Source organism: Pantoea sp. F_5 (assembly GCF_008631595.1).
GTDB lineage: Bacteria > Pseudomonadota > Gammaproteobacteria > Enterobacterales > Enterobacteriaceae > Pantoea > Pantoea gossypiicola.
Genome location: NZ_VWUO01000003.1, coordinates 107037 through 126630, shown reverse-complemented (window position 1 = coordinate 126630; position 19594 = coordinate 107037). Strand labels below are relative to the sequence as shown.

Sequence of the window (19594 nt, the reverse complement as noted above, 5' to 3'; positions counted from 1 at the left end):
CCCGATGGAACGCATTGCCATTTCAGAGCGCCCGGGCTGGCGCGAAAAAGCCACCGAGTTCGGTTTTCGATTTCACACCATGCATGGCGAGCCCTACTGGTGTGAGGATGCTTATTACCAGTTCACGCTGGCGCAAATCGAGCATCTGGAAGAGGTTACCGCTGAGTTGCATCAGATGTGCCTGCAGGTGGTGGAAAAAGTGGTCAACAGCGAAGCGCTGCTGACTAAATTCCGCATCCCTAAGCACACCTGGGATTTCGTGCGCGATTCCTGGCATCAGCGTCAGCCATCGCTTTACTCTCGTCTGGATCTCGCCTGGGATGGCAAGGGTGATGTAAAGCTGCTGGAGAACAATGCTGATACGCCGACCTCGCTGTATGAAGCGGCATTTTTCCAGTGGCTCTGGCTGGAAGACCAGCTTAACGCCGGTCAGCTCCCCGCTGGCAGCGATCAGTTTAATAGCCTGCAGGAAAAGCTGATTGAACGCTTTGCCGCATTGCATCAGCAGCACGGCTTTAACTGGCTGCACTTCGCCTGCTGCCGCGACACCGACGAAGATCGTGGCACCGTGCAGTATCTTCAGGATTGCGCCACCGAAGCGGGCCTGCCGAGTGAATTTCTCTATATTGATGAGATTGGCCTGGGCGAAAAAGGTGAATTCACCGACGCCCATGATCAGGTGATTAGTAACCTGTTCAAGCTCTATCCATGGGAGTTCATGCTGCGTGAAATGTTTTCAACCAAGCTGGGCGATGCTGGCGTGCGCTGGCTGGAACCGGCATGGAAAAGCATCATCTCGAACAAAGCTCTGCTGCCGCTGCTGTGGGAGATGTTCCCGAATCATCCTAACCTGCTGCCCGCCTGGTTCGCGGAAGATGACGTTCCGCACATGGACAAATATGTGGTGAAGCCGCTGTTTTCACGTGAAGGCGCTAACATCCGCATCGTAGAGAATGGTCAGGAGATTGCCCGCGTTGATGGGCCGTACGGCGAAGAGGGAATGATCGTCCAGCAGTTCCATCCGCTGCCAAAATTTGGCGACAGTTATACGCTGATTGGTAGCTGGCTGATCGACGATCAACCAGCCGGGATCGGCCTGCGTGAAGATCGCGACCTGATCACTCAGGATCTTTCCCGTTTCTATCCGCATGCCTTTATCGGTTAACGGACGCGATAATAACAGGCCAGCTTCTGGCCTGTTTTCTCTCAGCTCCGCCCTAACCCACCTGAACCGATAACATGCTGATGGCACCCATCTCCATGCCATCAACCGGAATAGTGATGGCGTCATCTGGCTGACGTGCGCCAAGCACATAGAGCAGCGGCAGATAGTGCTCAGGCGTCGGGTTAGAAAGCGCCGCGCCAGGATGATCCATAAAGTTGACCAGCGGATGAGAAGCCGCATCGCTCTGTACCGCCAGGTTATCGCGGACGAACTGTTCAAAACTGCTGGCCCACGGATAGACTTCACTTTTGCCATCCCACCGCACTTTACGCAGGTTATGCACCACGTTGCCGCTGGCGACAATCATTACGCCCTGATCGCGCAGTGCTGAAAGTTTCTGGCCCATCTCAAAGTGCCATGCCGCAGGTTTAGTGCCATCAATGCTGAGCTGTACCACTGGAATATCGGCATCCGGGTACATCTTAATCAGGACGCCCCAGGATCCATGGTCCAGTCCCCAATCCTGATCCAGCTTCACCTCAACGGGCGCTAACTGCTCTGCCAGCTGCCGAGCCAGTTCAGGCGATCCCGGTGCCGGGTAGCGCGTATCAAATAACGCCTGTGGGAAGCCACCAAAATCATGAATCGTCTTCGGCTGTGCCATTGCCGTCACGGCGGTGCCACGCGTATACCAGTGCGCCGAAACCGCAATAATGGCGCGTGGACGTGGCAGCGTGTCGCCTGCGTGACGCCATGCGGCGGTATAGCGGTTCTCTTCAAGGGCATTCATCGGGCTGCCATGGCCTAAAAACAGGGCTGGCATGCGTAACTGGCTCATTCGTACTCTCCGGCATCCGGTTGTTTAATAGCCACTACGATACGCGCATTCGCCAGGTTAGCACGCGGATAAGTATGATGATCATCACCAGGAAATTTGAATGAAATTCGACATGGCAGATGGCACAGGCATTCAGCAGAGAGAAGTGAGGAAAAGCGAGAGTTGAGCCCGCGTCATGGGGGTGAGACATAAATGAAACAGGCCCTGATCGGGGCCTGTTTATTGCAGCAGAGATTAGCTGGCGTGGCGCGTTTCGTGTTCGCGACGCCAGGCGATCAGATCTTCGATGGTGACTACCGGCATGTTGTGCTGACGCGCAAACGTAATCGCTTCAGGCGCATGAGCCATTGTGCCGTCGTCATTGGTCAGTTCACACAGCACACCGGCAGGCTTGAAGCCGGCCAGAGTGACTAAATCGATAGTCGCTTCAGTATGTCCGCCACGGGTCAATACACCCCCTTCGCTGGCACGCAACGGGAAGACATGACCAGGGCGATGCAGATCGGCAGGTTTAGCATCATCGGCAATGGCCGCGCGAATGGTAGTGATGCGATCCTGCGCGGAGACGCCGGTAGTGACGCCTTCAGCCGCTTCAATAGTCACGGTGAAGCCGGTGCCAAAGGAGCTGGTGTTGTTTTCCACCATCATGGGAAGGTCAAGCTGCTGGCGACGCGCTTCGGTCAGGCAGAGGCAGACAATGCCGCTGCCGTGACGAATAGTCAGCGCCATCTGTTCAACGGTCATGGTTTCTGCGGCGAAGATCATATCGCCTTCGTTTTCACGATTTTCATCGTCGAGTACCATCACACCGCGTCCCTCACGCAGGGCAGCGATAGCACGTTCTACACGCTGTTCAGGCGTGCCAAATTCAGAAAGTAGCGTCTGATTCATGGTAATAAAAACCTTAAAATGTATGGGTTACCAGAATCAGGGCGTGCTTAGGAGTGACGTCAAAAAGACGTGGCAATAACGTGATGCAGACACAATTGTCCGACAGATGTCGTTACCCTCTCCCATCCGGACTGTAACCGTCGGCCCCGGAATTACACCGGATCTGCTGACCTTTACCTCTCTTTTCATTAAGGTAAAGCGCTCGCGGGCTTTCAGCCGAAGCTGATTTACCGCCGGTGGGGAATTGCGCCCCGCCCTGAGAATAAGCCTTTCAACTATAACGCCGATCGTTTGAGGCGGCAATCATCAATAGCGCAATTGCTTTTGCATTTACTGCGTTACCGATTTGAGGTTTATCCTTTTCATTTCTGGCATTACACTTAACACTTATTACGTTGGTAAACACGCTGACACAGCTCCCCGTAACCAGGAAATCATCATGATCGACACGAAAAAAATTGAACAACTTGCCCGTCAGGTTCACGAAGCGATGCCTAAAGGTGTTCGTGAGTTTGGTGATGATGTCGAAAAGAAAATTCGTCAGGTCCTTCAGGCGCAGCTGACCCGGATGGATCTGGTCAACCGTGAAGAGTTTGATGTGCAGACGCAGGTATTACTGCGTACGCGGGAGAAACTGGCGGCGCTGGAGCAGCGTCTGGCCCAGCTGGAAAGTCAGGGTTCATCAGCGGGTACGCCTCCAACGGCAACCGCACCGACAACACCTGTTGCAGCGGCTACACCATCCGCTGCAGTAGCCACCTCACCCGCCGTTTCACCGCCACCGGTTGCTGATGTCGTGAAACCTGTTCCGGACAACAAGTCAGAATAAGCGTTAAGCGGGAGCCAGACTCCCGCTTACTTTCTGCTTAGCTGCCGCGAATGGTTTTGATGATGTTGGTGGTGGAGATACCATCTTCGAAGTTCAGCACCTGCACGTCGCCGCCATTTGCCCAGACTTCTTTGCTACCCGCAATATCTTCCGGCTTATAATCGCCGCCTTTGACCAGCAGGTCTGGCAGAATGCCCGCAATCAGCCGCTGCGGCGTATCCTCTTCAAAGACGACCACCCAGTCGACCGCTTCCAGCGCACCCAGCACGATCATGCGGTTTTCCTGCGGATTGACCGGACGGCTCTCCCCTTTCAGACGCTTAGTGGACGCATCGCTGTTAACCGCGACAATCAGCCGATCGCCGAGTTTGCGGGCGTTCGCCAGGTAAGAGACATGACCGGCGTGCAGAATATCGAACACGCCGTTAGTCATCACCACTTTTTCGCCACGACGGCGGGCCATCTCAACGGCGGCTTTTAACTGCGCTTCCGTCATGATGCCAAAACCCTGTTCCGGGCGGGCATGAATCGCATTTTCCAGCTCAACGGTGCTGACGGTCGAGGTACCGAGTTTACCCACCACGACGCCCGCCGCCGCGTTAGCCAGGAAACAGGCTTCTTCCAGCGAGTCGCCCGCAGCCAGTGCTGCTGCCAGCACGCCAATCACCGTGTCACCGGCACCGGTCACGTCATAGACCTCCTGCGCCTGAGTCGGCAGATGCAGCGGCGCTTTGCCTGGCTGCAGCAGCGTCATGCCATTTTCTGAACGGGTCACCAGCAGTGCGGAGAGGTCAAAATCCGCGATCAGTTGCGTGCCGCGCGCCACGATCTCCTCTTCGTTTTTGCATTTGCCGACCACGGCTTCAAATTCGGAGAGATTCGGCGTCAGCAGCGTTGCGCCACGGTAGCGCGCAAAATCGGTGCCTTTTGGATCGATCAAGACCGGCACGCCCGCTTCGCGCGCAAGGGTAATCATGGTCTGCACGCTGGAGAGCGCGCCTTTGGCATAATCGGACAGCACCAGCGCACCCGCAGCAGCCAGTGACTCACGCATCTTCTGATGAATCGGCTCCGGATCGACCTGTTCAAAGCCCTCTTCAAAGTCGAGGCGGATCAGCTGCTGATTGCGGGAAAGCACGCGCAGTTTGGTAATGGTGGGATGGCTTTTGACAGCCACGAAGTCACAATGAACGTTGACGTCTTTCAGCGTGTTACTTAACACGCGCGCCGCATCATCTTCACCGGTCAGGCCGATTAGCCGGGACGCGGCACCGAGTGCTGCAATGTTCATCGCCACGTTTGCCGCGCCGCCAGGGCGCTCTTCAACCGTGTCCACTTTCACCACCGGAACCGGGGCTTCAGGGGAGATACGGCTGGTTGGGCCATACCAGTAACGATCCAACATTACATCGCCAACAACCAGCACTGCGGCTTGGCCGAACGCGGGCAGAGTCACTTTCATTCCAGACACTCCAGACTGCATTAAAAATAGTGCGCGGATGATAGCACAGTTGCGATTTATGCTATCAGCATCACGCCAGGATAGACGCAGGCGTTATCAGCCAGCGCTGCCAGCTGTTCAGAACCGTCTGCCGCTCCGCTGTGTAAGCCTCTGGCTCAACGTGGCCCGGCAGCGCCTGCAGGGCGCGATGATGCAGAGCGTCGCGCAGCGTGACATAAGCCTGCGTCAGCGCCTGCGCTTCATCGGCGGGCATTTTATGGTACTTCGCCATCAGCTCAAAAATGCGCACATTGTCAGACCAGCGTGTCAGTTCGGGCTGCTCAGCGGCGTAGCGTAAGACAAGATATTGGGCGATGAATTCAATATCGGTGATGCCGCCCGCATCGGCTTTGATATCCCAGCGACCTTTATGCTTGTTGCTGAGGTGAACACGCATCTTTTCACGCATCTCACGCACTTCGGTTTGCAGCACATCTGCAGGACGTGGCAGCGACAGAATCGTTTGACGAATCGCGTTGAAACGATCACCCAGCGCTGCTTCGCCAAATACCACGCGCGCCCGGACCAGCGCCTGATGCTCCCAGGTCCAGGCCTCACTGCGCTGATACTCTTCAAACGCGTCAAAAGTACTGACCAGCATGCCCGCCGCACCGGAAGGACGCAGCCGCGCATCTACTTCGTAGAGAATGCCGGAGGCGGTACGGGTACTGAAGAGATGCATAATGCGCTGAGCAAGACGCAGATAGAACTGACGACCATCAATGCTACGCTCCCCTTCTGTCATGGCGTCTGCCGGACAGTCATGCAGGAAGACTAAATCGAGGTCAGAACTATACCCCAGCTCCCAGCCACCCAGCTTGCCGTAACCCAGTACGGCAAAACCGCGTTCATGTTCATTGCTCAGGTGAGAGGGACGACCATAGCGCTGCACCATCATGTTCCACGCCTGACGCACCACAGAGTCGATGATTGCTTCAGCCAGCCAGGTGAGATGATCGCTGACTTTCATCACCGGCAGTGTGCCCGCGATATCAGCGGCGGCAATACGCAGATGCTGCGCCTGCTTAAACTGCCGCACCGCTTCCAGCTGCTGCTCCTCATCCTCAGTGGGTATGCGCAGCAGATACTGTCGCAGCTCATCGCGATAAGCGTCGGTGGCGGTTGGCTGATAGAGCGTGGCGGGATCGAGAAGTTCATCCAGCAACAGGGGGTGACGCGCCAGCTGGCTGGCTACCATTGGTGAGGCCGCGCACAGGCGAATCAGGTGACGCAGGGCACCGTGATATTCGGTCAGCAGCTCCAGATAGGTGCTGCGGGTCAGCACGCCGAGCAGCAGCGGCGTCAGACGGCTCAGCGTCACCGCCGCATCTTCACGCGGGCAGACTTCGCTCAGCAGACGCGGCATCAGTTGATCCAACGCCTGACGGCCACGTGGGCCGATGGTACGCCGGCTGATGTCCTGACGAAACGCCTCCAGCGTCTGATGCAGCCTAAGCCGATGATCGTCACTGAGCTGCGGCACCAGCGGTGCCAGCTCGTTATCCTCCAGCTGGTCCTGCCACAGCACCTGAAACTCCCCCAGCTCACGCTGATCGCCAATCTCAGGCGTATCTTCCCCAATCAGCTCGTCAAAGATTGTCCGTACCGCTGCCATCTGAGCATCGAGTTGGGTCATCAGCGCAGGCCAGTCGATACAATTCATCGCCCACGCCAGCCGGACACGATGCAGCTCATCTTCTGGCAGCGTCTGGGTCTGCTCGTCGCCCAGGCTTTGCAGCAGATTCTCCAGCCGCCGCAGGAACAGATAGGCATCACGCAGCGCATCCACCTGCTCAGTTGGCAGCAGGGCCAGTATTTTTATTGCCTCCAGCGTCGGCAGCAGGGCACGTAACTGAAGCGAGCGCTCACGCCCGCCGCGAATCAGCTGGAACACCTGTACGATAAACTCAGTTTCACGGATACCGCCCGCGCCCAGTTTGATATTGTTTTTCAGCCCGCGACGCCGTACCTCGCGGCTGATCATCCCTTTCATGTTACGCAGCGACTGGATTACGCTGAAATCGATGTAACGCCGGTAAACGAAGGGCCGCAGCATCTGCTGCAGCTCCAGGCTCCAGCGGTCGTGGTCATCGCCCATCAGTCGCGCCTTGACCATAGCGTAACGCTCCCAGTCGCGTCCCTGCTCCTGGTAGTAATCCTCCAGCGCAGCGAAGCTCATCACCAGCGGACCGCTGTCGCCAAACGGCCGCAGCCGCATATCCACACGATAGACAAAGCCATCCATGGTGGGTTGATCCAGTACTTTGATCAGCCGCTGGCCCATACGGGTAAAGAACTGAGCATTGTCGAGCTCACGCCGTCCGCCGCGCGTGGTGCCGTTTTCCGGCCAGGCGAAAATAAGGTCGATGTCAGACGAGAAATTGAGTTCGCCGCCGCCCAGCTTGCCCATGCCCAGAATCAGCAGCGGCTGCGCGTCGCCGTCGGCATTACAGGGCGTACCAAAATCACGGCAGCAATCCTGATATACCCAGTCACGCGCCCTGCTGATCAGCACTTCAGCTAAGACGCTGAGCTGTTGCAGGCTCTGTTCGGTCGTGGCGTGTTGCAGCGCCTGCATCCAGGCAATACGCACCAGCATACGGCGGCGAAACAGCCGCAGTTCGCGCATCAGGCTCGCTTCACTGTCGATGCTGCTGAGCACCTCATTTAGCCACACAGCGTAGTGCTGCCACTCATCAGGCTGCGGCGGCTGATCGCGCATCGTCTGCCACCAGTCGGGATGCTGTTGCAGGTTTTCCAGCACAAAGTCGCTGAAAGCCAGCCCGGCGGCCTGCTCCGGGCTGAGCGAAGCCAGTGGAACGCCAAGCTGTCGGGCGGCCTCTTCAGCCTGATCGCGTAGCAACGCGGGAAGTGCTGCCAACATAACTCCCTCCTTGATGGCGGTACGAATTACTCGTTAGCGGCCAGCGCCGCTGGTGAGCCAGAATGGCTGCTGTTTCAGAGCCTGCGACGTCAGCCAGGCTAAGCCGGATGACTGCTTTTCATGAATCGCCGACAGCAGTTGCTGCCACGGTTCCAGCCAGCTCATCACCGTTTCTGCAGGATAGGATCCGGCCAGCAGATGCACCGTGAGCAGCTGACGCGCCAGACGAGTGGCTTTGTCCTGATATTCGTTGGGCTGCCTGACCGTGACGAACGTCTCTCTCAGGTCAGCATTGACGCGGCTCAGCATGATGTCGCTGAAGCGCTTAAATGAACCCTGCAGCTTGGCCTCCCCTTTGGCATCGATCCACTGACGCCACTGAGACTCAGCCAGCCAGTGGGTCAGCGCAAGCTGCGTTTCAACCGAGAGTGAAGATAAGCAGAACGTCGCCGCCACCTGCTCTTCGTTCACCAGCGTCTCTTCCAGCGTGGTCAGTTGCTGACGCAGGGCGCTGCTGGCTTTGCGTGGCACCAGCGCACCAAACAGGCTGAACGCCTGGCGCAGCAGATCCAGCGCTTCGCGCACCGCATCCTGCGCCGCCGCGTTGCCTCGCAGCCAGACTTCTTCATGATATTGCCAGTGACGCAAGCCAGCCGACATCGCAGCGACCATGCCCTGCTCTACCGTCGCTTTAGCGCCGGCTTTCAGCAGCGGGAAAGCCTCAATCTGGCGTGGCGGATTACCCTGCGCCAGTTGATAACCGCGAGCGGCTTTGCTCAGGCTGCCCATACGCAGGCCATCCAGCGCCGCCAGCTGCTGCGCAAAAGCCAGCAGATCCTGGCGTTCGCCGCGCTTCAGCTCGAGTTCGATCTCGCATAGCGGTTCGCTGAGATCACCCGCCGTAACCTCGCCCTGATCAAACGCCACTTCAATTTCACTGTTGCCCGTCGTGACGAGCCAGATTTCACGCTGGAAATGGGTGGTGAATAACGGCTGTAACCGCTGTTGCAGCGCCGCGACATCGGTACCCTGCGGCCAGATGTCTGCAGGAAGGCGAGCAATATCCAGCACCGGCTCGCTGAGTTCAACGTTGTATTCCGGACGCTGATGCAGCCCGCCAAGCGTCTGGCCCGCCGCTTTCAGTGTCATTTCATACCGCTGATCGACGCCACGGATACGCAATCCCATGTCCCAGCGCCGAAGCTGGTTGTCGTCGGTTTCGAAGTAGATGTTGGTCAGCTCGCGAGCAGCCTGATGCTGATGCGGCAGAGTGGAGAGCAGTTCAGCCAGTTTCCCGGCCGCCTGTGGAGTTGCAATGAACTTTAGTTCGATTTCGATGGTCATAATTTTTTATTCACTACGCCGCTGGCACTTAAGAGGGGTTTTCCTGCATATTTCAGGCGATTATCAGCAGGTTACTCACGCTGTCGCCTGGAGGGCAAGGGGTTATCAGGCGAAGATTAATGCACAGAAGCCGCGCTGTCTCTGCTTTCTTTGCTCTTTCGCAGACCTTTTCGCACTCTCATGAGACCAGGATAGTTCTCATTCAGATTTATGCGAGGCCTCTCCAGACTGTGCCGGTAAATTTTAGTCAGACTAAGCCAAACGAAATCGAATGAAAAAAATCACACTCGCTGGACTCACTTTGCTGGCCCTCAGCACCCTTGCACCTGCCCACGCCGACGAAAAACGCTATGTTTCTGATGAACTCTCAACCTGGGTACGCAGCGGGCCAGGCGATCAGTTCCGCCTGCTCGGTAAGCTGAACGCCGGGGAAGAGGTACAGCTGTTACAGACCAACAATGACACCCATTATGGCCAGATCCGTGATTCGGAAGGCCGCACCACCTGGATCCCCCTGTCGCAACTCAGCGCCAATCCGAGCCTGCGCACCCGGGTGCCGCAGCTTGAGCAGCAGGTAAAAGATCTGACAGCCAAGCTGGATAACATCGACAACAGCTGGAACCAGCGTACCGCCGAGATGCAGAACAAAGTCGCCAGCAGCGATGGCGTGATCAACGGGCTGAAAGGCGAGAACCAGAAGCTGAAAAATGAGCTGATCGTCGCCCAGAAGAAAGTCAGCGCCGCTAACGTTCAGCTGGATGACAAGCAGCGCACCATCATCATGCAGTGGTTTATGTATGGCGGCGGCGTGCTGGGTGTTGGCCTGCTACTGGGACTCTTACTGCCGCACATGCTGCCGCGCCGTAAGAAAAGCGATCGCTGGATGAACTGACTCCCTTCTGTCGGGTTTGAGCAGGGGATCGCAGGATCCCCCCTTTGGCATGTCTGCAATCCGAAGAATCTGTGCAACAATAAAGTGAGATGCACTGCTGATTTCAGGCGCGGGATATGCCCGGCGTGCAGGTTATTTCTTTTTCTCTGGAGTTTTGCGTGAAGACGTTTCTTGTTGGCGGTGCGGTGCGTGATGCGCTGCTGAATCTGCCGGTTACAGACAAAGATTGGGTGGTGACAGGTTCCACGCCCGAAGCCATGCTTGAGCAGGGTTATCAACAGGTCGGTCGCGATTTTCCCGTTTTCCTGCATCCCGTCAGTCGCGAAGAGTATGCGCTGGCCAGGACTGAGCGGAAAAACGGGAAAGGCTACACCGGCTTTGTCACCTGGTCCGCACCCGACGTGACGCTGGAGCAGGACTTACAGCGCCGCGATCTGACCATCAATGCCATCGCCCGGGATGAAAACGGCGAACTGGTTGATCCCTACAACGGCCAGCGCGATATTGCCCAGCGCCTGCTGCGTCACGTCTCGGAAGCCTTCAGTGAAGATCCGCTGCGGGTATTGCGCGTCGCGCGCTTTGCTGCGCGTTTTGCCCATCTCAACTTTCGTATTGCCCCCGAAACTCAGCGACTGATGCAGCAGATGGCCGCAAGCGGTGAGCTGTCGAATCTCACTGCCGAACGGGTGTGGAAAGAGACGGAAAAAGCGCTGAATTCACGTAATCCGCAGGTCTATTTTCAGGTGCTGCGCGACTGCGGTGCGTTGCAGGTGCTGTTTCCTGAGCTGGATAATCTGTTTGGTATTCCTGCACCGATTAAATGGCACCCGGAGATCGACACCGGTGTGCATACGCTGATGACGCTGGCGATGGCCGCCGCGCTTTCCAGCGAAATCGATGTGCGCTTTGCTACGCTGTTCCATGACGTCGGTAAAGCGCTGACACCCCCTGAGCTGTGGCCAAGCCATCACGGTCATGGCCTGGCAGGCGTTCCACTGGTCGAGGCGCTGTGTCAGCGGCTGCGGGTGCCCAACGCAATTCGCGATCTGGCGCTGATCGTGACCGAATTTCACGACATGGTGCACACCATTGAACGGCAATCTGCGGCGTCGCTGGTGGCGCTGTTTGACCGCATCGATGCCTGGCGTAAGCCACAGCGTGTTGAGCAGATGGCGCTGACCAGCGAAGCAGATGCGCGTGGGCGTGCCGGGCTGGAGAGTATGCCTTATCCGCAGGGCGACTATTTGCGTCGTGCTTTTGCGCTGGCACAGGCGGTGCCAACTAAAGCTGTTGTCGAAGCGGGCTTTAAAGGGATGGAAGTGCGGGAAGAGATGACGCGACGGCGAATCGCCGCCGTCGCGCAGGGTCTGGCGATCGGGCAGCCTGACTAGCAGGCTGCCACGGGTTTACATGAAGACCATGTAAACCGCTGCCGCCACGATGAAGCGGTAAATGGCGAACGAGACAAAAGAGATGCGTTTGATCAGCTCAAGGAAGGCTTTAATCGCAATCAGCGCCACGATAAACGCCGTGACAAAGCCCACGGCGAACATCGGAAAGTCTGCCATGGTCAGGAAGCCGATGCTCTTGTACATGTCCAGTACGGTCGCACCCATCATCATTGGCACAGCCAGGATGAAGGAGAACTCTGACGCGGCATAGCGGCTCACCCCCATCAGCATCCCGCCGGAGATGGTTGCACCGGAACGTGAGAAGCCCGGCCACAGCGCTAAGCACTGGAAACAGCCAATCATAAACGCCTGGCGATAGGTAATATCATCGACGCCTACGGCTTTCGGCTGTTTTGGCTTGAGATACTCTGCGGCCAGCAGCAGAACCCCTCCCACGACCAGCGCGTACATCACGTTGATCGGATTGAACAGCGTTTTGATCTGATCGTGCAGCACCAGGCCCACTACCACAGCCGGAACCATGCCCAGCAGGATATGGATCAGCGACAGACGACCGGTGCCGACACCTTCATGTTTGACTTCGCCAAAGTGAATGCCGATCAGGCCAAACAGACGACGCCAGAACATCACTACTACAGCCAGAATCGATCCTAACTGGATCACAACTTCAAAGGTCTCGGCTTTTTCACCTTCAAAGCCCAGCAGGTGACCCACTATAATCATGTGCCCTGTGGATGAGACCGGTAAAAATTCGGTCAGCCCTTCCACAACGCCCAGGATTGCAGCTACCCAAAGCTGATGAATATCTGCCATCAAATGTTTCCTCTATCCGTTTCAAAACCATTAAAAAGGCGGTAGCGCGTTGCTATCGCCTGAAATCATGCCGCAATTAGCCTGAATTAAACCTTAAGTTCCGCTCCGTTTCGCCTGCTGTAACGAAACGGTCCACGCTATGACAGACAGTAATTTGGTTTGGTTTCATTGTGATGGCAATCACATCGTATTTATTTAGGAATAGTCCCGCGCTTAATTCGCACGCCAACCTGCGCAGCCTGGGCTACAGCGCCCGGTTTGCTTACCTTTATGCGTACGCCAGGCGAATTGAAACGGTTCATCAACAGATCCGCGATTTCTTCAGCCACCCGCTCAACCAGGGCAAAACGCCCCCCGTTCAGATGGGTAAGAATCGCCGAGGAGACATCGGCATAGCTGAGACAATCTTTCACATCGTCGCTGCTGGCTGCCAGGCGGTTATCCCAGGCCATTTCGACATCGAGCACCAGCTTCTGCTGTATACCCTGTTCCCAGTCGTAAACGCCAATGGTGGTGAACACCGTGAGTTGTTCTATAAATACGATATCCATGATGAGGGTCTCTGTTTTTGGCTAAGCCGGATACCACTTCCGGCGGATTATGCGTATTATCCACGGTTGATGAGATCAAAACGACCCTAAAGGGAACGGTACGGTGTTATGAGTGCTTTCGCGCTTGGTATGATTATTTTCGCGTATCTTTGCGGTTCGATTTCCAGTGCGATTCTGGTTTGCAAACTCGCTGGCCTGCCCGATCCCCGCACACACGGTTCCGGTAATCCGGGTGCCACCAACGTACTGCGTCTGGGCGGTAAAGCCGCAGCAGCCAGCGTATTGGTGTTTGATGTGCTGAAAGGGATGGTACCGGTCTGGCTGGCTTATCTGATGCACGTGACGCCGCTCTATCTTGGCCTGACCGCCATTGCCGCCTGTCTCGGTCATATTTATCCGGTGTTCTTTCACTTTCGCGGTGGCAAAGGCGTCGCAACGGCATTTGGCGCGATTGCGCCGATTGGCTGGGACTTAACCGGGCTGGTCACCGGCACCTGGCTGCTCACAGTTCTACTCAGCGGCTATTCCTCGCTGGGGGCGATTGTCAGTGCACTGATCGCGCCATTTTATGTCTGGTGGTTCAAACCGCAGTTCACCTTTCCGGTTTCCATGCTCTCCTGTCTGATCCTGCTGCGTCATCACGATAATATTCAGCGGCTGTGGCGCGGTCAGGAAGGCAAGATCTGGAAGCGCAAAAAGAAATCTTAGCCATAAAAAAAGCCGGCAAGCCGGCTTTTTTTATTTCAGATGGCGGGCAACTCCGCCAGCGGCCAGCGCGGTCGCACGCTGACGCTTAACTCGCCCCGTGTTCCGCCTTTTAACCGCACCATGCCCGCGTACGCGATCATCGCACCGTTGTCAGTACAGAACTCTGGACGGGCGTAAAACACTTCCCCGCCGCGCTTTTGCATCATGATCGCCATCTGCTCGCGCAATGTGCGGTTAGCGCTGACGCCACCGGCAATCACCAGACGCTTAAAGCCGGTCTGATCCAGCGCGCGCTTGCATTTGATCGACAGTGTATCCACCACCGCATCTTCAAAGGCGCGGGCGATATCAGCACGGGTCTGCGCATCATCAGGGTTGGCACGAATGGTATTAGCGGCAAAGGTTTTCAGGCCGGAGAAGCTGAAGTCCAGGCCCGGACGATCGGTCATCGGCCGCGGGAAGGTAAAACGCCCCGCCGTGCCCTGCTGCGCCATCTTCGACAGCATCGGCCCGCCCGGATAATCCAGACCGAGCAGCTTCGCCGTCTTATCAAAGGCTTCGCCCGCAGCATCATCGATCGATTCACCCAGCAATTCATATTCACCGACGCCGGTGACGCTAATCAGCTGGGTGTGTCCGCCGGAGACCAGCAGTGCGACAAACGGAAACTCCGGTGGATTCTCTTCGAGCATTGGTGCCAGCAGGTGGCCTTCCATATGATGAACCGGCACGGCAGGCACTTTCCATGCAAACGCCAGCGCGCGACCAATGGTGGCACCGACCAGTAGCGCGCCGACCAGTCCGGGACCGGCAGTGTAAGCGACGGCATCAATCTGCTGCGGCTCAAGCCCCGCTTCTTTCAGCGCCGCCTGAATCAGCGGCACGGTTTTACGCACGTGATCGCGTGAGGCCAGTTCCGGCACCACCCCACCATAATCAGCGTGCAGTTTTACCTGGCTGTAGAGCTGGTTAGCCAGTAATCCAGCCTCGTCATCATAGATTGCGATGCCGGTTTCATCGCACGACGTTTCAATACCCAGAATTCGCATTGCATCACCTCATTCTTGCGGCGCGCAGTTTATCACAGCAATGGGAGGTGCAGCGCGGACATCCCGCGTAAAAAGTCATTTTCTGTCGGCTAAAGAGTGCGCTATACTCCCGCCCCTGGAAAAACCGGCAGCCGCACAGGCAAACGCTCCTGTTGGTTTCAAATTATCCATGGTGCTTTACAAACCAACATGAGTTGGAGTAAAATGCTGCACCATTTTGAAATGTGCTGGCGCCGCAGTCAGCAGCAAAACCGAATTTTATCGAGGTGAGAGTTACATGCCGGTAATTAAAGTACGTGAAAACGAGCCATTTGACGTAGCACTGCGTCGCTTCAAGCGTTCATGCGAGAAAGCAGGCGTTCTGGCTGAAGTTCGTCGTCGTGAGTTCTATGAAAAACCGACTACCGAACGTAAGCGCGCTAAAGCGTCAGCAGTTAAGCGTCACGCCAAGAAACTGGCTCGCGAAAACGCACGCCGCACTCGTCTGTACTAAGTCGTTCCGGAGGTCCGCCTCCACCGCGTGATTCACGCAGACAGAGTCAAGTAAAAGGCCGTGCTTTCCGAAAGGAAGCGCGGCTTGTTGCCGTTTATGAGCTGAAAATCTGGGGCGTATGGCTGGACGAATTCCACGCGTATTTATCAACGATTTACTTGCCCGCACGGATATCGTGGATCTTATCGATGCCCGCGTTAAGCTGAAAAAGCAGGGTAAGAATTTCCATGCGTGTTGTCCTTTCCATAATGAAAAAACGCCCTCTTTCACCGTAAACGGCGAAAAGCAGTTCTATCACTGTTTTGGCTGTGGTGCACATGGCAACGCTATCGACTTTTTAATGAACTTTGATCGTCTGGAGTTTGTTGAAAGTATTGAAGAGTTAGCCACTTCCCACGGTTTAGACGTGCCTTACGAAGCAGGCAGCGGGCCAAGCCAGATGGAACGCCATCAGCGCCAGAGCCTGTATCAGCTGATGGAGAGCCTGAACGGTTTTTATCAGCAGGGTCTGCAGCAATCCAGTGCGCAGCCAGCACGCGACTATCTTGATCGTCGTGGTCTGAGCGCCGACATCATCAATCATTTCGCCATAGGTTATGCGCCAGCCGGCTGGGATAACGTTCTCAAGCGTTTTGGTAAGCAATCGGAAGACCGTGAATCGTTGATGGAAGCGGGCATGCTGGTCAGCAATGACAAAGGCCGTACCTATGACCGGTTTCGCGACCGCGTCATGTTTCCGATCCGCGATAAGCGTGGCCGCGTCATCGGTTTTGGCGGACGTGTCCTGAGTAACGAAACGCCGAAATACCTGAATTCGCCGGAAACACCGATTTTCCATAAAGGCCGCCAGCTCTATGGCCTGTATGAAGCAGTAAAAAATCATCCTGAACCCGCCCGCCTGTTAGTGGTCGAGGGATACATGGACGTGGTTGCGCTGGCGCAGTATGGCATCGATTATGCCGTTGCGTCGCTGGGCACCTCCACCACGGCTGAACACATTCAGTTGCTGTTTCGCAGTACCGACACCGTGATCTGCTGTTACGACGGCGACAGGGCGGGTCGTGAAGCGGCATGGCGTGCGCTTGAGACCGCATTGCCTTACATGAATGATGGTCGTCAGCTACGCTTTATGTTTTTACCCGATGGCGAAGACCCGGATACGCTGGTACGTAAAGAGGGTAAAGCCGCTTTCGAAGCGAGGATGGAGCAGGCGATGCCGCTCTCTTCGTTTTTGTTTGATAGCCTGTTGCCGCAGGTAGATCTGAGCTCACGCGACGGAAAAGCGCGTCTGAGCACACTGGCTTTACCGCTGATTACCCAGATCCCTGGTGAGACCTTACGTATTTATATGCGTCAGGAACTGGGGAACAAGCTCGGTATTCTTGACGACAATCAGCTTGAAAAGCTGATGCCGAAGCAGGCTTCAAGCGGAACGGCACCAGTTGCGCCACCGCTGAAACGGACCACCATGCGTGTGCTGATCGCCCTTCTGATTCAGAACCCGCAGCTGGCTACTATGGTACCTTCGCTTGATGGGCTGTCTGAGTCAAAAATGCCGGGTTTACCGCTATTTATTGAGTTAGTGGGTCGTTGTACTGAGAATCCTGGATTGACCACCGGACAGCTACTAGAGTTATATCGCGGAACAAATTTTAGTCAGACGCTTGAAACGCTGGCGATCTGGAACCACATGATAGTAGATGAAGAAGCCGAAGCGGTGTTTCAGGACTCGCTGGCCAGCATCTACGACTCTGCTCTTGAAGAGCGCCTGGAATTTTTGATTGCGCGTGAGCGCACCCAGGGACTGAGCGCCGATGAGCGTCGTGAACTCTGGACACTCAGTCAGGCGTTTGCCAGGAAGTAATTTATCACGCTGCCCGTTCTGACGAAGGGCAGCGTGGCTGTTTTAAGGCCGGGAGCGTTAAGCCAGGCCATCAGCACAGGAATCAAAGGCCGTTGGTCTGGTTACCACCAGCGCACAGCTCCCGCAGCGTACTAAAGTACGTGAGGAGAGCGAGCACTGCCGGGAAGCAGAATGGCGAGTAAGCCAGGCCGTCAGCACAGGAATTAAGGGCCGTTGGCGTCGAAGCCAGTCTGGTTACCGCCAGCGCACAGCTCCCGCAGCGTACTAAAGTACGTGAGGAAGCGAGCACTGCCGGGAAGCAGAATGGCGAGTAAGCCAGGCCTGTACCACCAAAAATTTATACAAGCGGCTTAAGTGCCGATTACTGTTGGGCAAAGCCCACGCCGCGACGAAGGCAGCGGCAAGAATTGAACGCCTTCACTGCTATTGTTGGCGCGCTGCCGACCGACACCAATCTAATTTAACAGAAGTGTGGATACCGTCTTATGGAGCAAAACCCGCAGTCACAGCTCAAGCTTCTTGTCACCCGTGGTAAGGAGCAAGGCTATCTGACCTATGCTGAGGTCAATGACCATCTGCCGGAAGATATCGTCGACTCCGATCAGATCGAAGACATCATCCAGATGATTAACGACATGGGTATTCAGGTGGTTGAAGAAGCCCCCGATGCCGACGATCTGATGCTGAATGAAAACAGCTCCGATACTGACGAAGATGCCGCGGAAGCTGCCGCTCAGGTGTTATCCAGCGTTGAATCTGAAATCGGGCGTACCACTGACCCGGTTCGCATGTATATGCGTGAAATGGGTACCGTTGAACTGCTGACGCGCGAAGGCGAAATCGACATCGCCAAGCGTATTGAAGACGGTATCAACCAGGTTCAGTGTTCTGTAGCCGAATACCCTGAAGCGATTACTTATCTTCTCGATCAGTACGACAAAGTTGAAGCAGGTGAATCACGCCTCTCCGATCTGATCACGGGTTTCGTCGATCCTAACGCAGAAGAAGATCTGGCCCCGACGGCAACGCACGTGGGTTCCGAACTTTCTGAAGCCGATCGTAACGACGACGATGAAGAAGATGAAGAAGATGATGACAGCTCCGACGACGATAATTCTATCGACCCGGAACTGGCACGCGAGAAGTTTTCTGACCTGCGTAAGCAGTATGAAACCACCCGCGACGTGATTAAAAGCAAAGGTCGCAGTCATGCTGCCGCCGTTGCCGAAATCCAGAACCTCTCCGACGTCTTCAAGCAGTTCCGCCTGGTACCGAAGCAGTTCGATTACCTGGTAGGCAGTATGCGCACCATGATGGAACGTGTCCGTACCCAGGAACGTCTGATCATGAAGCTCTGTATTGAGCTGTGCAAAATGCCGAAGAAAAACTTCATCACGCTGTTTACCGGCAACGAAACCAACGAAAGCTGGTTCAAAGCCGCATTGGCAATGAACAAGCCCTGGTCTGAGAAGCTGCTGGAAGTGCAGGATGACGTGATGCGTTCCCTGCAGAAACTGGCACAGGTTGAAGAAGAGACCGGCCTGACCATTGAACAGGTTAAAGACATTAACCGTCGCATGTCGATCGGTGAAGCCAAAGCCCGTCGCGCCAAGAAAGAGATGGTGGAAGCGAACCTTCGTCTGGTTATTTCGATTGCCAAGAAATATACCAACCGCGGTCTGCAGTTCCTCGACCTGATTCAGGAAGGTAATATCGGCCTGATGAAAGCGGTAGATAAGTTTGAATATCGCCGTGGTTACAAGTTCTCGACCTATGCGACCTGGTGGATCCGTCAGGCGATCACCCGCTCTATCGCTGACCAGGCGCGTACCATCCGTATTCCGGTGCATATGATTGAGACCATCAACAAGCTCAATCGTATTTCGCGCCAGATGCTGCAGGAGATGGGCCGTGAACCCACGCCGGAAGAGCTGGCTGAGCGTATGCTGATGCCGGAAGATAAAATCCGCAAAGTGCTGAAAATCGCTAAAGAGCCGATCTCGATGGAGACGCCGATTGGTGATGATGAAGATTCACATCTGGGCGATTTTATCGAAGACACCACGCTGGAGCTGCCGCTGGATTCTGCTACCTCAGAGAGCCTGCGTTCTGCTACCCACGATGTGCTGGCTGGCCTGACCGCGCGTGAAGCGAAAGTACTGCGCATGCGTTTCGGTATCGATATGAACACGGACCATACGCTGGAAGAAGTGGGCAAACAGTTTGACGTTACGCGTGAGCGTATTCGTCAGATTGAAGCGAAAGCCCTGCGTAAACTGCGCCATCCGAGCCGTTCGGAAGTGCTGCGTAGCTTCCTCGACGATTAAGTCCGACAAGACCCCGGTTCGCCGGGGTTTTTT

16 protein-coding genes and 1 riboswitch are annotated in these 19594 nt (G+C 55.8%); of the genes, 8 read left to right on the top strand and 8 right to left on the bottom strand.

What is annotated here, in order from left to right; translation table 11 throughout:
* Positions 1-4 precede the first annotated feature (4 nt).
* Entirely contained in the window at positions 5-1165 is a 1161-nt protein-coding gene (locus F3I44_RS05280; protein ID WP_150014778.1) for a glutathionylspermidine synthase family protein, read from the top strand.
* 52 nt (positions 1166-1217) lie between these two features.
* On the opposite strand, the gene ygiD is transcribed toward F3I44_RS05280, so the two are convergent.
* Entirely contained in the window at positions 1218-2003 is a 786-nt protein-coding gene (ygiD, locus tag F3I44_RS05275) for a 4,5-DOPA dioxygenase extradiol (protein ID WP_150014780.1), read from the bottom strand.
* A 234-nt stretch (positions 2004-2237) separates the two neighbouring features.
* The gene (ribB, locus tag F3I44_RS05270) at positions 2238-2894 is read right to left on the bottom strand and encodes a 3,4-dihydroxy-2-butanone-4-phosphate synthase (RefSeq protein WP_150014782.1); all 657 of its coding nucleotides are present in this window, start codon (positions 2892-2894) and stop codon (positions 2238-2240) included.
* 110 nt (positions 2895-3004) lie between these two features.
* Positions 3005-3162: riboswitch (FMN riboswitch) on the bottom strand.
* Positions 3163-3333: 171 nt separating this feature from the next.
* On the opposite strand from ribB, the gene F3I44_RS05265 reads away from it, so the two are divergent.
* A complete protein-coding gene (locus F3I44_RS05265; protein WP_150014784.1) occupies positions 3334-3723 on the top strand; it encodes an accessory factor UbiK family protein in 390 nt (129 codons plus the stop codon).
* A 37-nt stretch (positions 3724-3760) separates the two neighbouring features.
* On the opposite strand, the gene hldE is transcribed toward F3I44_RS05265, so the two are convergent.
* The 3 genes from hldE to F3I44_RS05250 all read right to left on the bottom strand — a co-directional run bounded on the left by hldE (position 3761) and on the right by F3I44_RS05250 (position 9452).
* Entirely contained in the window at positions 3761-5185 is a 1425-nt protein-coding gene (hldE, locus tag F3I44_RS05260; RefSeq protein ID WP_150014786.1) for a bifunctional D-glycero-beta-D-manno-heptose-7-phosphate kinase/D-glycero-beta-D-manno-heptose 1-phosphate adenylyltransferase HldE, read from the bottom strand.
* 70 nt (positions 5186-5255) lie between these two features.
* Positions 5256-8108 carry a bifunctional [glutamate--ammonia ligase]-adenylyl-L-tyrosine phosphorylase/[glutamate--ammonia-ligase] adenylyltransferase gene (gene glnE, locus F3I44_RS05255; RefSeq protein WP_150014788.1) on the bottom strand — a complete coding sequence of 951 codons (2853 nt, stop codon included), beginning with the start codon at positions 8106-8108 and terminating at the stop codon, positions 5256-5258.
* Positions 8109-8141: 33 nt separating this feature from the next.
* Positions 8142-9452 carry an inorganic triphosphatase gene (locus F3I44_RS05250; protein WP_150014790.1) on the bottom strand — a complete coding sequence of 437 codons (1311 nt, stop codon included), beginning with the start codon at positions 9450-9452 and terminating at the stop codon, positions 8142-8144.
* A 271-nt stretch (positions 9453-9723) separates the two neighbouring features.
* Here F3I44_RS05250 and F3I44_RS05245 point away from each other — a divergent pair, with 271 nt between their 5' ends.
* The gene (locus tag F3I44_RS05245) at positions 9724-10344 is read left to right on the top strand and encodes a TIGR04211 family SH3 domain-containing protein (RefSeq protein ID WP_008925741.1); all 621 of its coding nucleotides are present in this window, start codon (positions 9724-9726) and stop codon (positions 10342-10344) included.
* A gap of 158 nt (positions 10345-10502) precedes the next feature.
* Positions 10503-11735, top strand: coding sequence for a multifunctional CCA addition/repair protein (locus F3I44_RS05240; protein ID WP_150014792.1), 1233 nt, complete (start codon positions 10503-10505; stop codon positions 11733-11735).
* Positions 11736-11750: 15 nt separating this feature from the next.
* Here F3I44_RS05240 and bacA read toward each other — a convergent pair whose 3' ends face one another.
* Positions 11751-12569, bottom strand: a complete 819-nt coding sequence (gene bacA / locus F3I44_RS05235; protein WP_003848438.1) for an undecaprenyl-diphosphate phosphatase — start codon at positions 12567-12569, stop codon at positions 11751-11753.
* Positions 12570-12760: 191 nt separating this feature from the next.
* Positions 12761-13120, bottom strand: a complete 360-nt coding sequence (gene folB / locus F3I44_RS05230) for a bifunctional dihydroneopterin aldolase/7,8-dihydroneopterin epimerase (RefSeq protein WP_150019320.1) — start codon at positions 13118-13120, stop codon at positions 12761-12763.
* Between the two features lie 108 nt (positions 13121-13228).
* On the opposite strand from folB, the gene plsY reads away from it, so the two are divergent.
* Positions 13229-13828, top strand: a complete 600-nt coding sequence (gene plsY / locus F3I44_RS05225) for a glycerol-3-phosphate 1-O-acyltransferase PlsY (RefSeq protein ID WP_150014794.1) — start codon at positions 13229-13231, stop codon at positions 13826-13828.
* Between the two features lie 35 nt (positions 13829-13863).
* Here the strand turns inward: plsY and tsaD are convergent, their stop codons facing one another.
* A complete protein-coding gene (gene tsaD, locus F3I44_RS05220; RefSeq protein ID WP_150014796.1) occupies positions 13864-14877 on the bottom strand; it encodes a tRNA (adenosine(37)-N6)-threonylcarbamoyltransferase complex transferase subunit TsaD in 1014 nt (337 codons plus the stop codon).
* 277 nt (positions 14878-15154) lie between these two features.
* On the opposite strand from tsaD, the gene rpsU reads away from it, so the two are divergent.
* From rpsU to rpoD, 3 genes are all read left to right on the top strand, one after another.
* Positions 15155-15370: a 30S ribosomal protein S21 gene (rpsU, locus tag F3I44_RS05215; RefSeq protein WP_001144069.1), complete on the top strand. Its 216-nt coding sequence runs from the start codon at positions 15155-15157 to the stop codon at positions 15368-15370.
* A gap of 118 nt (positions 15371-15488) precedes the next feature.
* Positions 15489-17234, top strand: coding sequence for a DNA primase (dnaG, locus tag F3I44_RS05210; protein ID WP_150014798.1), 1746 nt, complete (start codon positions 15489-15491; stop codon positions 17232-17234).
* Positions 17235-17719: 485 nt separating this feature from the next.
* Complete coding sequence (gene rpoD, locus F3I44_RS05205; RefSeq protein ID WP_013359071.1) at positions 17720-19561, top strand: RNA polymerase sigma factor RpoD; 1842 nt, start codon at positions 17720-17722, stop codon at positions 19559-19561.
* Positions 19562-19594: the final 33 nt, after the last annotated feature.

Bases quoted from the DNA above. Each gene is read 5' to 3' on its own strand.
- F3I44_RS05245 (WP_008925741.1), top strand. From the start codon at position 9,724: ATGAAAAAAATCACACTCGCTGGACTCACTTTGCTGGCCCTCAGCACC.
- F3I44_RS05280 (WP_150014778.1), top strand. From the start codon at position 5: ATGGAACGCATTGCCATTTCAGAGCGCCCGGGCTGGCGCGAAAAAGCC.
- folB (WP_150019320.1), bottom strand. From the start codon at position 13,120: ATGGATATCGTATTTATAGAACAACTCACGGTGTTCACCACCATTGGC.
- bacA (WP_003848438.1), bottom strand. From the start codon at position 12,569: ATGGCAGATATTCATCAGCTTTGGGTAGCTGCAATCCTGGGCGTTGTG.
- tsaD (WP_150014796.1), bottom strand. From the start codon at position 14,877: ATGCGAATTCTGGGTATTGAAACGTCGTGCGATGAAACCGGCATCGCA.
- hldE (WP_150014786.1), bottom strand. From the start codon at position 5,185: ATGAAAGTGACTCTGCCCGCGTTCGGCCAAGCCGCAGTGCTGGTTGTT.
- rpsU (WP_001144069.1), top strand. From the start codon at position 15,155: ATGCCGGTAATTAAAGTACGTGAAAACGAGCCATTTGACGTAGCACTG.
- F3I44_RS05250 (WP_150014790.1), bottom strand. From the start codon at position 9,452: ATGACCATCGAAATCGAACTAAAGTTCATTGCAACTCCACAGGCGGCC.
- ygiD (WP_150014780.1), bottom strand. From the start codon at position 2,003: ATGAGCCAGTTACGCATGCCAGCCCTGTTTTTAGGCCATGGCAGCCCG.
- ribB (WP_150014782.1), bottom strand. From the start codon at position 2,894: ATGAATCAGACGCTACTTTCTGAATTTGGCACGCCTGAACAGCGTGTA.
- glnE (WP_150014788.1), bottom strand. From the start codon at position 8,108: ATGTTGGCAGCACTTCCCGCGTTGCTACGCGATCAGGCTGAAGAGGCC.
- F3I44_RS05265 (WP_150014784.1), top strand. From the start codon at position 3,334: ATGATCGACACGAAAAAAATTGAACAACTTGCCCGTCAGGTTCACGAA.
- dnaG (WP_150014798.1), top strand. From the start codon at position 15,489: ATGGCTGGACGAATTCCACGCGTATTTATCAACGATTTACTTGCCCGC.
- rpoD (WP_013359071.1), top strand. From the start codon at position 17,720: ATGGAGCAAAACCCGCAGTCACAGCTCAAGCTTCTTGTCACCCGTGGT.
- plsY (WP_150014794.1), top strand. From the start codon at position 13,229: ATGAGTGCTTTCGCGCTTGGTATGATTATTTTCGCGTATCTTTGCGGT.